Below are 12,548 nucleotides of genomic sequence, written 5' to 3'. Positions count from 1 at the left end.
GGTGCGTAGCGTATCGGCGGGCATGGCGCTCGGCAGTGCGGCGTTTGACACACCTACTGTGGGTTGCATGACGCCATCAGATGCATCAGGTGCGGCTTCCACCGGCCGCTGGTCGAGCCTTGAGCGGCCGCCTTTGAGCGCCGCCGCGCTGGAGCGGGCCCTCGTCGCCGACGGGGGGCTGTGGAGCTCGGTCGAGGTGGTCGCCGCCACCGGGTCCACCAACACCGATCTCGCCGCCCGGGCCGGGCGGCTGCCCGAGGGGGCCGTCCTCGTCGCCGAGGAGCAGACCGCCGGGCGCGGGCGGCTCGACCGGAGCTGGGTCGCACCGCCCCGGTCCGGGCTGTTCTTCTCCGTCCTGCTCAAGCCGGGCGGGTCCGTACCGCAGGAGCGGTGGGGGTGGCTGACCCTGCTGGCCGGGGTGGCCGCGGCGAGCGGGCTGTCCCGGGCCGCCGGCGTGGACACGGCCCTCAAGTGGCCCAACGACCTGCTCGTCACCGTGAACGGCGAGGAGCGCAAGACCGGCGGCATCCTCGCCGAGCGGGTCGGCGACGGCGTGGTGATCGGGATCGGGCTCAACGTCACCCTCACCGAGGACGAGCTGCCGGTGCCGGAAGCCGGGTCGCTGATCCTGGCCAAGGCCGCCGTGACGGACCGGGAACCCCTGCTGAAGGCCGTACTGCGCGCCCTGGAGCAGTGGTACGGGGACTGGCGCGCGGCGGGCGGAGATCCGGCCGCCAGCGGGCTGCAGGAGGCGTACGCGGCGGACTGCGTCACCCTCGGCCGGCACGTACGGGCCGACCTGCCCGGCGGCCGCACGCTCACCGGGACGGCGGAAGCGGTCGACGCGGACGGGCGGCTCGTGATCCGTACGGCCGAGGACGAGCACGAGGCCGTGGGGGCCGGGGACGTGGTCCACCTGCGGTCGGTGCGGTAGCCGGCCCGCGGCGGCGGCCGCGGCTGCGGGGAGTGGGGAGTGAGCTACGGCACACCTGCCGTATGGTTTAGGCGATCCCGGTCCTCCCGGCGATCACCCGGTTCGGCAGGGCAGTGCGCACGGAATGGACAGGAGGCGGCCCTTGACCGTCGACGACTCTACGTCCGGCGCGTCCGCCCCCCGGACGGGCGGCTCCGGGCCGGCCGGCCCGGGCTCCACCGGTCCGGGCACCCCGATCGGACGTGACCAGCACACTCCCCACCACGAGGTCGACCACACGGCGCAGCCGACGGCCGACCCCCTCGCCATCCGGCTGGAACAGCTGATCCTGGGCGCGGAGCGCCGGTACACCCCGTTCCAGGCGGCCCGCAGCGCCGGGGTCTCGATGGAGCTCGCCTCCCGCTTCTGGCGGGCCATGGGCTTCGCGGACATCGGCCAGGCCAAGGCGCTGACGGAGGCCGACGTGCTGGCCCTGCGGCGGCTCGCCGGCCTGGTCGAGGCCGGGCTGCTCAGCGAGCCGATGGCCGTACAGGTGGCGCGGTCCACCGGGCAGACCACCGCCCGGCTGGCCGAGTGGCAGATCGATTCCTTCCTGGAGGGCCTGACGGAGCCGCCGGAGCCGGGAATGACCCGTACGGAGGTCACGTACCCGCTGGTCGAGCTGCTGCTGCCGGAGCTGGAGGAATTCCTCGTCTACGTGTGGCGCCGCCAGCTGGCGGCGGCCACCGGGCGCGTGGTGCAGGTCGCGGACGACGAGGAGATGGTCGACCGGCGGCTCGCGGTGGGCTTCGCGGACCTGGTCGGCTTCACGCGCCTGACGCGGCGGCTGGAGGAGGAGGAGCTCGGGGAGCTCGTCGAGTCCTTCGAGACGACCTCGGCGGACCTGGTGGCCGCGCACGGCGGCCGGCTGATCAAGACCCTGGGCGACGAGGTCCTGTACTGCGCCGACGACGCGGCGACGGCGGCGGAGATCGCGCTGCGGCTGATCGAGACGATGGAAGCGGACGCCCAGATGCCGGAGCTGCGCGTCGGCATGGCGTTCGGGACGGTGACGACCCGGATGGGCGACGTGTTCGGGACCACCGTGAACCTGGCCTCGCGGCTGACGTCGATAGCGCCGAAGGACGCCGTGCTGGTCGACGGGGCGATGGCGGAGGAGCTGGGCCGGACCGGCGCCGCGCCCGTATCCGAGAAGGACGCCGAGGCGGAGGAGGGCGGCGGTGCCTACCGCTTCGCGCTCCAGCCGATGTGGCAGCGGCCGGTGCGCGGCCTGGGGGTCGTGGAGCCCTGGTCGCTGACGCGGCGGAAGCGAGGGGGCGCCGGGTAGGGCCAGCCCGGCCCGTTCCGCCCGGTACCCCCTAAGATCCCCGGGGTAACGTTCGTTAACCGGGAGGGTCGCGGTGGTCGCTGTGTCTGAGTTCGTGGCTGTGCGCCGTCATGAGGACGGGGTCGCGGAGCTGGTCCTGGACCGGCCGAAGGCGATGAACGCGGTGTCGACGGAGATGGCGCGGGCCATCGGCGACGCGTGCGCGGAGCTCGCGGCGGACGCCTCGGTACGCGTGGTCGTGCTGTCGTCGGCGGTGGAGCGGGCCTTCTGCGTCGGGGCCGACCTCAAGGAGCGCAACTCGCTCTCGGACGCGGAGCTGGTGCGGCAGCGGCCGACCACGCGGGGCGCGTACGGGGGCGTGCTGGAGCTGCCGATGCCCACCGTCGCGGCGGTGCACGGGTTCGCGCTGGGCGGCGGCTTCGAGCTGGCGCTGGCGTGCGACGTGATCGTGGCGGACGAGACGGCCGTGGTCGGCCTGCCGGAGGTCTCCGTGGGCGTGATCCCGGGCGGCGGCGGTACGCAGCTGCTGCCGCGGCGCGTGGGTGCGGCGCGGGCGGCGGAGCTGATCTTCACGGCGCGGCGGGTGGAGGCGGCCGAGGCGCTGTCGCTGGGCCTGGTCGACTCGGTGGTCCCGGCGGGCACGGACCGCGCCGAGGCGCTCGCGCTGGCCGCCCGTATGGCGGCGAACTCCCCGGTGGGCCTGCGGGCGGCGAAGCGCGCCCTGCGCCTGGGCCACGGGATGGACCTGACGGCGGGGCTGGAGATCGAGGACGCGGCCTGGCGCACGGTGGCCTTCTCGGGGGACCGCGCGGAGGGTGTGGCGGCGTTCAACGAGAAGCGCCGCCCGAGCTGGCCCGGGCACTAGTCAGGCGCCGAGGGTGTCGGGGGCCCGGCCCCCGACAAATCTGACAAAACTCCCTAACCTGGGGTGATGGGAGTCGACGGGCGGCTGCGAGCCGTCGTGGGCCTGGCGCAGGCCATGGCCGCCGCATGCGCACCGCGGGACAGCGTGCGGGCCGCCGCCCGTGGAGCCCGGCTCGCGATGGACGGCTCGTTCGCCGCGATCTCCGCCTGGGAGCGCGAGCGCGGCCGGCTCCGCGTGCTCGTGAACGAGGGCGGGCGGCGGGTGGGGGAGGAGGAGTTTCCGGAGGACGAGTCCTATCCCGTCCACGACTTTCCGGAGATCACCGAGTTCCTGCACGAGCGGTGGGTCGGTGGCGGCGGCCCGCACGCCTGGGTGGAAGCGGCCGGCGGCGGGCGTCCCGGACGCCGCGGAGAGGCCCTGCGCCGCCGTGGCCGCGGGACCTGCGTCGTCGCGCCCATCGTGCTCAGCGGCCGCGCCTGGGGTGAGCTGTACGTGGCCCGCGACGCCGGCCTGCCGGACTTCGACGAGGACGACGCCGAGTTCGCGACCGTCCTGGCGGCCGTCGTGGCGGCCGGCCTCGCCCAGAACGAGCGGCTGGAAGAGGCCCGCCGCCTCGCCTTCACCGATCCGCTGACCGGCCTCGCCAACCGCCGCGCCGTCGACATGCGGCTCGACGGGGCCCTGGAGGAGCACCGGCGCGCCGCCACCGTGGTCAGCCTCGTCGTCTGCGACCTGAACGGGCTCAAGAAGGTCAACGACACCCTCGGTCACGCCATGGGCGACCGGCTGCTGGAGAGGTTCGGGTCGGTGCTCAGCCTCTGCGGGGCCATGCTGCCCGGCGCGCTCGTCGCCCGGCTCGGCGGTGACGAGTTCTGCCTGGTCAGCGTCGGCCCCCCGGCCGACGAGGTGGTGCGGGTCACCGAGGAGCTGTGCCTGCGCGCCGCCGAGCTGGAGCTGGGGGAGGGCGTGGCCTGCGGGGTCGCGTCCACCGGGGACCCGATCGGGCCCGTGAAGTCCTCCCGCCGGCTGTTCCGGCTGGCCGACGCCGCGCAGTACAAGGCCAAGGCCGCCCGTTCCACGAAGCCCGTCGTCGCCGGCCGCGACACCGCCGTGGTCCGCCTGGCCGACGCCGCACAGCAGGAGGCGGCCGGCGAACGCCGCCGCTTCCGCGGCCGGGCGTGAGCCGTGGGGGCGACGTAAGGGGCGCCCGTGAAACTTGCTAGTGACATGAAGCGATTCAGTCCGTAGGGTGCTGAATATGGATATGCACACTGTCGTGGTGGGGACGTCCGGGACCACCGCCGAGGACGTCATCGCCGTCGCCCGCGGCAACGCGCGGATCGAGCTGTCCGGCGAGGCGCTCGACGCCCTCGCCCGCGCCCGCGAGATCGTCGACTCCCTCGCCGCCAAGCCCGAACCCGTCTACGGGGTGTCCACCGGCTTCGGCGCCCTCGCCTCCCGGCACATCAGCCCCGAGCTGCGCGCCCAGCTCCAGCGCAACATCGTCCGCTCGCACGCCGCCGGCATGGGCCCGCGCGTCGAGCGGGAGGTCGTCCGCGCCCTGATGTTCCTGCGCCTGAAGACCGTCGCCTCCGGCCACACCGGCGTGCGGCCGTCCGTCGCGCAGACGATGGCCGACGTACTCAACGCGGGCATCACGCCCGTCGTCCACGAGTACGGCTCGCTCGGCTGCTCCGGCGACCTCGCACCGCTCTCGCACTGCGCGCTCACCCTGATGGGCGAAGGCGACGCCGAGGGTCCGGACGGGGTCGTGCGCCCCGCCGGCGAACTGCTCGCCGAGGCCGGGATCCAGCCCGTCGAGCTCAAGGAGAAGGAGGGCCTCGCCCTCCTCAACGGCACCGACGGCATGCTCGGCATGCTGTGCATGGCCCTCGCCGACCTCGACAAGCTCTACAAGTCCGCCGACATCACCGCCGCGCTCACCCTTGAGGCGCTGCTCGGCACCGAGAAGGTGCTCGCACCCGAGCTGCACGCCATCCGTCCGCACCCGGGCCAGGGCGCCTCCGCCGCGAACATGGCCGCCGTCCTGAAGGGGTCCGGGCTCACCGGGCACTTCCAGGAGGAGTCCGCCCCGCGCGTGCAGGACGCGTACTCGGTGCGCTGCGCCCCGCAGGTCGCCGGCGCGGGCCGCGACACCATGGCGCACGCCGCCCTGGTCGCCTCGCGCGAGCTGGCCTCCGCCGTCGACAACCCGGTGGTGCTGCCCGACGGGCGCGTGGAGTCCAACGGCAACTTCCACGGCGCGCCGGTCGCGTACGTCCTGGACTTCCTGGCGATCGCGGCGGCCGACCTCGGCTCCATCGCGGAGCGCCGCACCGACCGTCTGCTCGACAAGAACCGCTCGCACGGCCTGCCGCCGTTCCTGGCGGACGACGCCGGCGTCGACTCCGGTCTGATGATCGCCCAGTACACGCAGGCCGCCCTGGTCAGCGAGATGAAGCGGCTGGCCGTACCGGCCTCCGCCGACTCGATCCCGTCCTCCGCCATGCAGGAGGACCACGTCTCGATGGGCTGGTCGGCCGCGCGCAAGCTCCGTACCGCCGTCGACAACCTGACCCGGATCATCGCGATCGAGATGTACGCGGCCACCCGCGCCATCGAGCTGCGGCACGGGCTCACCCCGGCCCCGGCGAGCCGGGCGGCCATCGCGGCGGCCCGGGCGGCCGGTGTCGAGGGACCCGGGCCGGATCGTTTCCTCGCCCCCGACCTCGCCGCGGCCGACGCGTTCGTCCGCAGCGGCGGTCTGGTCGCCGCGGTGGAGCCGGTGACGGGCCCGCTCGCCTAGCCGTAAGGCCGCCGCCGCGCGCGGTCACACGCCGAAGGGCCGCTCCCGGGAGACTTCCCGGGAGCGGCCCTTCGGCGTGTGACCGTACGGGGCGCTACGCGCGCGAGCGGCGTACGGAGTAGGTGACGAAGCCGGCCCCGAGGCCCAGGCAGAGCGTGCCGCCCAGCAGGTACGGGGTGGTGTCGACGCCGCCGGTGTCGGCGAGCCCCAGCGGAACCTGGCCGGCGCTCTGCGTGGTGTCCCCGGAGGAACCCGGTGCCAGTGTGGTGACCGACCCGGTACCCGCCGTGTTCGCGGACTCCGGGGCGGCGGAACCGGAAGCAGAACCGGAATCCGAGGAATCGGCGGAACCGGAGGACGTGGAGGCTCCGGACCCCGCGGACCCCGGTGCGGTGGCGTTCGCCGAGGGTACGAACCAGAGGGCGGCGAGGAGGCTGGTCGCCCCGAGAGCGGTGAGCAGCGGTCGACGTGCGGACACGGTGCGATCCCCCTTGCGGACGCAGCGAATTGGCCGTGTGCGGTGATGCTACGGACAAGGGCGGGTCGTGGGAAAGTCGGGGCTGCCGCGGGATTACGCTCCGTCGTATGAACCCTTCTGACACATCACGATACGTCCGTCTTCGAGTTGATTTGGTGCTGGAGGTGCCTGACGCCGAGGCGCTCACCAGCGCCGCGCTCGCGCACATCCAAGCCGACGAGTTCATGCCGGACGAGGAGCGCGGCCACGCCGAATCGGCGGTACGGGAAGACGAATCGGAGGCGCTCGCGTACCTCGTCGACCCCACTGACCTGGTCGCGGACATCCCCGGGGTGGAGCTGGCGCAGGCCTCCTGGAGCAGCGAGCCCGTCGAATACGACCCCGAGTCGATGGAGTGGGACCTGGGCGAGGAAGATGGGGAGTACGACGAAGAGACGACCGACAACGCCTGACCGTGTGGTTGCCCACATTCAAACGGGATGTGGAACCGTTCCGGGCCTTCAACGCGTTGACTGGTGCGAGGCAGGGGGCGCGTCTCCCTGCCTCGATCGGAGCACCACCCGGCGGTTGCCGGGGGAAGCTCGGGGGTTCTGGCAACGATGGAGTGGCGTGTGAGGACGGACAAGAAGCGGCGGAGAAGGTCCCTGGTGGCCATTTCCGCCGTACTCGGTGGCGTGCTGGTGCTCTCGGCCTGCGGTGGTGGCGACGACGGCAAGGCCAAGGGCGGGGATTCGAGCAGCAGCAAGTCCCAGTCGGACGTGGACGCGGCCGCGGCCAAGGACGCCTCCAAGGCCAAGATCACGATCACGCCGAAGGACGGCGCGACCAATGTCGGGCTCAACGACGCGGCCAATGTCGCCGTCGCCGACGGCACCCTCACGGCGGTCGAGCTGAAGACCTCCGAAGGCACGGCCGTGACCGGCAAGATAGCCGCCGACGGCAAGAGCTGGAAGCCGGACGCCGCGCTGAAGCGCTCCACGAAGTACGCCTTGTCGGCCACCGCCAAGGACGAGGCCGGCAAGGAGGCGCACGAGAACGCGTCCTTCACCACCGTCTCCCCGGAGAACAGCTTCGTCGGCTCGTTCATACCGGACGACGGCCAGACCGTCGGCGTGGGCATGCCGGTCTCGATCACCTTCAACAAGGCGATCAAGGACCAGAAGGCGGTCCAGGCGGCGATCACCGTCACCTCCAGCAGCGGCCAGGAGGTCGTCGGGCACTGGTTCAGCGCCCAGCGCCTGGACTTCCGCCCCGAGCAGTACTGGCAGGCCGGCTCCACCGTCACGCTGAAGCTGGCGCTGGAAGGCGTGCAGGGCGCCCCCGGCGTCCAGGGCGTGCAGAACCGGACCGCCACCTTCAAGATCGGCCGCAGCCAGGTCTCGACCGTCGACGCGAAGACGAAGAAGATGACGGTCACCCGGGACGGCGCGGTCCTCAAGACCATCCCGATCTCGGCGGGCTCCCCGGAGAACCCGACGTACAACGGCCAGATGGTGATCTCCGAGAAGTTCAAGGAGACCCGGATGGACGGCTCCACCGTCGGCTTCAAGAACAGCGAGGGCAAGGGCGAGTACGACATCAAGGACGTCCCGCACGCGATGCGGCTGTCCCAGTCGGGCACGTTCATCCACGGCAACTACTGGGGATCGGACTCGATCTTCGGCAGCGTGAACACGAGCCACGGCTGTGTCGGTCTGAACGACGCCCAGGGCGCGAACGACCCGAACCAGCCCGCGGCCTGGTTCTACGACAACTCGCTCATCGGTGACGTGGTCACGGTGGTCAACTCGCCGGACAAGACCATCAAGCCGGACAACGGCCTCAACGGCTGGAACATGAGCTGGGCGGACTGGAAGGCCGGCACGGCCTCCTGACCCCCGGGTCCCCGGCCGAACGGGTTCGACCGACTCCCGCGGATGGCGGGGAGCCCCACCGGAAACGGCGGAGGCTCCCCGCCATCCGCCGTTTCCGGGACCGCGGCGTCTCAGGCCGTCGCACCGTCGGAGGTCGACGGGGCGGACGGGGCGGAGGAGGCCGACGGCGCGGCAGGCGCCGACCAGGAGGCCAGCATCCGCAGCGCGTCCTGCGAGGGCGAGCCCGGCTCCGCGTGGTAGGTGACCAGGACCTGCGCCGAGTCGCCCGGGAGGGCCAGCGTCTCGAAGGACAGCGACAGTTCGCCGACCAGGGGGTGCCGCAGCTTCTTCACCCCGTGCGTCTTGTTGTCCGCCAGCGTGTGCGCCGCCCACAGCCGGCGGAACTCCTCGTTCTTCACCGACAGCTCACCGACCAGGGCCGACAACTGCTCGTCGTCCGGGTGCTCGCCCGCGTACATGCGCAGACTGCTCACGACCCGGCAGGCCAGGCAGTCCCACTCCGCGTAGAGCTCGGCCGCCGCCGGGTCCAGGAACACCAGCCGCACCAGGTTCCGCTCCTGGGGCGGCAGCAGGCCGAAGTCCCCGAACACCGCCGCGGCCAGCCGGTTCCACCCGATGACGTCCTGCCGCCGCCCCAGGAGGTACGCCGGCACCCCGTCCATCGCGTCCATCAGCGTCCGCAGCTCCGGGCGCACGTGCTCCGCCCGGTACTGCCTCGCGCGCTGCCTGCGGGGCCTGGGACGGGCCAAGTGGGTCAGGTGCGCCGTCTCCGTGCCGTCCAGGCGCAGCGCGCGGGCGATCGCGTCGAGCACCTCCGCGGACACGTTCTGCCCGTGGCCCTGTTCGAGCCGCGTGTAGTACGCCACCGAGACGCCCGCCAGCTGCGCCAGCTCCTCGCGGCGCAGCCCGGGCACGCGGCGGTGGCGCCCGTGGTCCGGCAGGCCGACGTCCGAGGGGCGCAGCCGCGCACGGCGGGAGCGGAGGAACTCGCCCAGTTCGGCACGCTGATCAAGGTGGTCCATGACGCCAGTATCGCCGGGCGGCCCCGGCGTCGGAGCCGTGTTCCTGACCCCGTCAGGGGTAGGACCGCCGGTCCTAGGCAGGACAGGGGCGTGGCTGCCGGCGGCCGGTCCGGGGATCGTTGGGGTGCACGCAGACCGCCAGCAGTGTTCGAGGAGTCCTCACCATGTCCGTCACCCAGGCCGCCGCCTACGCCGCCCCCGCCGCGAAGGCCCCGCTGGAGCGCGTCACCGTGCCGCGCCGTCCCGTCGGCGAGCACGACGTCCTCATCGAGATCAAGTACGCCGGCATCTGCCACTCCGACATCCACCAGGTCCGCGACGGGTGGGGCGAGGGCATCTATCCGATGGTCCCGGGGCACGAGATCGCCGGTGTCGTCGCCGAAGTCGGGCCGGGCGTCACGAAGTTCGCGGTCGGCGACCACGTCGGCGTCGGCTGCTTCGTCGATTCCTGCCGGGAGTGCGAGTACTGCCTGCGCGGGCAGGAGCAGTACTGCGTCGAGGGCATGACCGGCACGTACAACGCCCGGGACAAGGCGGGCGAGCCCACGTACGGCGGCTACTCGACGCACCTCGTCGTCGACGAGAACTACACCGTCCGCATCCCCGAGGGCCTGTCCCTCGACGTGGCGGCCCCGCTGCTGTGCGCCGGGATCACGCTGTACTCCCCGCTGAAGCACTGGCAGGCGGGTCCCGGGAAGAAGGTCGCGATCGTCGGCCTCGGCGGGCTCGGGCACATGGGCGTGAAGATCGCGGCGGCCCTCGGGGCGGAGGTGACCGTCCTGTCGCAGTCGCTGCGCAAGCAGGAGGACGGCCTGCGGCTGGGCGCCTCGCACTACTACGCCACGAGTGACGCGGCCACCTTCGAGAAGCTGGCCGGCAGCTTCGACCTGGTCGTCTCGACGGTCTCGGCCCCGCTCGGCCTCGACGCGTACCTCGGCCTGCTGAAGGTCGACGGCGCGCTGGTGAACGTGGGCGCCCCCGAGGAGCCGGTCGAGCTGAACCTGTTCTCGGTCATCCAGGGCCGCAAGACCCTGGCCGGCTCGATGATCGGCGGCATCGCCGAGACCCAGGAGATGCTGGACTTCTGCGCCGAGCACGGTCTGGGCTCGGAGATCGAACTGATCCCCGCGTCCGAGATCAACGCCGCCTACGACCGGGTCCTGTCCAGCGACGTCCGCTACCGCTTCGTCATCGACGCCTCGACGATCTGAGCGGCCCGCCGGCCCACCGTGAGCCGGCCGTACGCCCGGCCGCGCCCTGCCGCCTGGCAGGGCCCGACCGGGAGGAAGCCCGCCCGCCCGCGCCTGCGGCGCGCCGTCGTCAGTCGGCGGCGCGCGCGACACCGATCGGGCAGCTGACCCCCGTGCCGCCGATGCCGCAGTAGCCGTCCGGGTTCTTGTCCAGGTACTGCTGGTGGTAGGGCTCCGCCGGCCAGAAGGGGCGCTCCGCCGCCGGGAGGACCGCCGTCGTGATCTCTCCGTAGCCGGAGGACACCAGGACCTGCTGGTACGCGGTGCGGGAGGCCTCGGCCTCCGCCTGCTGCGCCTCGGAGTGGGTGTAGATCGCCGAGCGGTACTGGGTGCCGACGTCGTTGCCCTGGCGGAAACCCTGGGTGGGGTTGTGCGACTCCCAGAACAGCTTCAGGAGGGTGGCGTACGAGACCTGCGCCGGATCGAAGACCACGCGGACGACCTCCGTGTGGCCGGTCAGGCCCGAGCACACCTCGTCGTACGTCGGGTTCTCGGTGAACCCGCCCTGGTAGCCGGCCAGCGTGGTCCACACCCCCGGGGTCTGCCAGAACTTGCGCTCCGCGCCCCAGAAACAGCCCAGGCCGAAGTCCGCGACCTGGAGCCCGGCCGGGTAAGGCCCCGCGAGCGGGTTGCCCAGCACCGTGTGCCGGTCCGGGAGCGAGAACTGCGGGGTCGCGCGGCCCTGGAGGGCCTCCTCGCGGGTGGGGAGCTCGGGCGTGCGGCGGTACGAGAACATGATTCCCTCCTAGTGGTGCTCCCTTCAACGGGCGAGGGCGGACCGGGATTCCCCCCGAACCCGCCCCCGCCCGCCACGTCACACTTTCGTCATACCCGCGTCCGTCGCCACGGGGCCGCACGGGCCACGCGGACGGCGCCGGGTCAGTGGGGGAGGGTTGCCGGGGAGCCGCCGTTGGCCTCGTAGCCGGCCACCGCCAGGGCGCGGAACAGCGCGTACTGCGCCGCCGGGTCCGGGGAGGCCGACCACGGGAGGGCGCCCACGCAGCCGTCGACGTGGCGGATCTGCTCCATCGCCTCGGCCCAGCGCTCCATCGGCACCAGGAACGACAGCAGCATGTGCCGTACGTGCGCCAGCATCGGGTCGTCCTGGCGGGCGGTGTGCACCGCGTACATCGCGCCCTCCACGGCCCGGGTGACCACCGCGCCCTGCCAGTAGTTCGTCAGGACCACGTCCGGCACGTGCTCGTACACCGCGAACAGCGGCAGCGCGGCCAGCAGCGAGCCCTGCGGGGCGCGGGCCGCCGCCGCGTGCGCGAAGGCGTCCGCCTTCTCCCGCGAGCCGTGCCACTTCTCGCACCAGTAGTGCAGCGCCGCCAGGTGCGCGCCCATGTGCGCGGGCGCGACGTCGATGACCCTCGCCCAGAGCGCGTCGAACTCCGCCTCCGAGTACCCCAGCGCCCGCGCCACCGCCAGCTCCGTGATGTGCGGGACCGGATCGCCCGGCGCCAGCAGCGCCGCCTTGCGGCAGGCCTCCCGGGCCTCCTCCAGGATGATCCGGTGGTCCGTGGAGCCCACGCCGCCCGAATGCCGCCAGGCCTGCTGCACCAGCAGCTCCGCGTGCACCTGCGCGCCGCCCGCGTCCTTCTCCGCCTCCAGCCGCCACGCCTTCAGCCAGCGCGCGCCGACCCCCGGCTCCGCGACCAGCTCCAGCGCCGCGGCCCCGCCGAAGGCCTGGACCCGCTGCCAGCGCAGCTCGCCCTCCTTCGGGGTGCCGGCCAGCAGCTGCGAGGCCGCCTGCCACTGCCCGGTGCGCTGCACGGCGTCCAGGGCGTCCATCAGGTCCTCGTCGGGGCCCGGCACCCGGATGTCCAGGTGCTCCTGGCGGGCGAAACCGTAGTTCTCGGGGTCGGCCGCGTCAGGGCTGCCCGGCGCGACCAGGCGCAGGCTGCCGCCCCGCCTGCGCCGTATGTACGGGCTGAAGGCGGCCCCGAGCAGGCCGAGCGCGATCAGGAACCACAGAATCTCCATGCCCCC

Annotated in this window: 12 protein-coding genes; 8 read left to right on the top strand and 4 right to left on the bottom strand. The window is 72.9% G+C overall.

The window, feature by feature from the left end; translation table 11 throughout:
• Positions 1–67: 67 nt before the first annotated feature.
• From K7B10_RS16575 to hutH, 5 genes are all read left to right on the top strand, one after another.
• The gene (locus tag K7B10_RS16575) at positions 68–934 is read left to right on the top strand and encodes a biotin--[acetyl-CoA-carboxylase] ligase (protein ID WP_229336782.1); all 867 of its coding nucleotides are present in this window, start codon (positions 68–70) and stop codon (positions 932–934) included.
• Positions 935–1,076: 142 nt separating this feature from the next.
• Positions 1,077–2,261, top strand: coding sequence for an adenylate/guanylate cyclase domain-containing protein (locus K7B10_RS16570; protein WP_229336781.1), 1,185 nt, complete (start codon positions 1,077–1,079; stop codon positions 2,259–2,261).
• Positions 2,262–2,343: 82 nt separating this feature from the next.
• A complete protein-coding gene (locus K7B10_RS16565; protein ID WP_372481424.1) occupies positions 2,344–3,126 on the top strand; it encodes an enoyl-CoA hydratase/isomerase family protein in 783 nt (260 codons plus the stop codon).
• A gap of 66 nt (positions 3,127–3,192) precedes the next feature.
• Positions 3,193–4,308 (top strand): GGDEF domain-containing protein, encoded by a 1,116-nt coding sequence (locus K7B10_RS16560; RefSeq protein ID WP_229336779.1) that lies wholly within the window; start codon positions 3,193–3,195, stop codon positions 4,306–4,308.
• Between the two features lie 82 nt (positions 4,309–4,390).
• Positions 4,391–5,932, top strand: coding sequence for a histidine ammonia-lyase (gene hutH, locus K7B10_RS16555; protein WP_229345135.1), 1,542 nt, complete (start codon positions 4,391–4,393; stop codon positions 5,930–5,932).
• Positions 5,933–6,026: 94 nt separating this feature from the next.
• Here the strand turns inward: hutH and K7B10_RS16550 are convergent, their stop codons facing one another.
• Positions 6,027–6,410 (bottom strand): hypothetical protein, encoded by a 384-nt coding sequence (locus K7B10_RS16550; RefSeq protein WP_229336778.1) that lies wholly within the window; start codon positions 6,408–6,410, stop codon positions 6,027–6,029.
• Between the two features lie 155 nt (positions 6,411–6,565).
• Here K7B10_RS16550 and K7B10_RS16545 point away from each other — a divergent pair, with 155 nt between their 5' ends.
• The gene (locus tag K7B10_RS16545; RefSeq protein WP_229336777.1) at positions 6,566–6,862 is read left to right on the top strand and encodes a hypothetical protein; all 297 of its coding nucleotides are present in this window, start codon (positions 6,566–6,568) and stop codon (positions 6,860–6,862) included.
• Positions 6,863–7,009: 147 nt separating this feature from the next.
• A complete protein-coding gene (locus K7B10_RS16540) occupies positions 7,010–8,284 on the top strand; it encodes a L,D-transpeptidase (RefSeq protein ID WP_229336776.1) in 1,275 nt (424 codons plus the stop codon).
• 110 nt (positions 8,285–8,394) lie between these two features.
• On the opposite strand, the gene K7B10_RS16535 is transcribed toward K7B10_RS16540, so the two are convergent.
• Positions 8,395–9,306, bottom strand: a complete 912-nt coding sequence (locus K7B10_RS16535; protein WP_229336775.1) for a helix-turn-helix transcriptional regulator — start codon at positions 9,304–9,306, stop codon at positions 8,395–8,397.
• Positions 9,307–9,470: 164 nt separating this feature from the next.
• On the opposite strand from K7B10_RS16535, the gene K7B10_RS16530 reads away from it, so the two are divergent.
• Positions 9,471–10,517, top strand: coding sequence for an NAD(P)-dependent alcohol dehydrogenase (locus K7B10_RS16530; protein ID WP_229336774.1), 1,047 nt, complete (start codon positions 9,471–9,473; stop codon positions 10,515–10,517).
• Between the two features lie 109 nt (positions 10,518–10,626).
• Here the strand turns inward: K7B10_RS16530 and msrA are convergent, their stop codons facing one another.
• A complete protein-coding gene (msrA, locus tag K7B10_RS16525; RefSeq protein WP_229336773.1) occupies positions 10,627–11,292 on the bottom strand; it encodes a peptide-methionine (S)-S-oxide reductase MsrA in 666 nt (221 codons plus the stop codon).
• Between the two features lie 143 nt (positions 11,293–11,435).
• Positions 11,436–12,542 carry a hypothetical protein gene (locus tag K7B10_RS16520; RefSeq protein WP_229336772.1) on the bottom strand — a complete coding sequence of 369 codons (1,107 nt, stop codon included), beginning with the start codon at positions 12,540–12,542 and terminating at the stop codon, positions 11,436–11,438.
• Positions 12,543–12,548: the final 6 nt, after the last annotated feature.

The organism is Streptomyces flavotricini, from assembly GCF_020639365.1.
Lineage (GTDB): Bacteria > Actinomycetota > Actinomycetes > Streptomycetales > Streptomycetaceae > Streptomyces > Streptomyces flavotricini.
The sequence above is the reverse complement of the archived record's forward strand: the minus strand, read 5'-3'. Positions and strand labels throughout refer to the sequence as shown.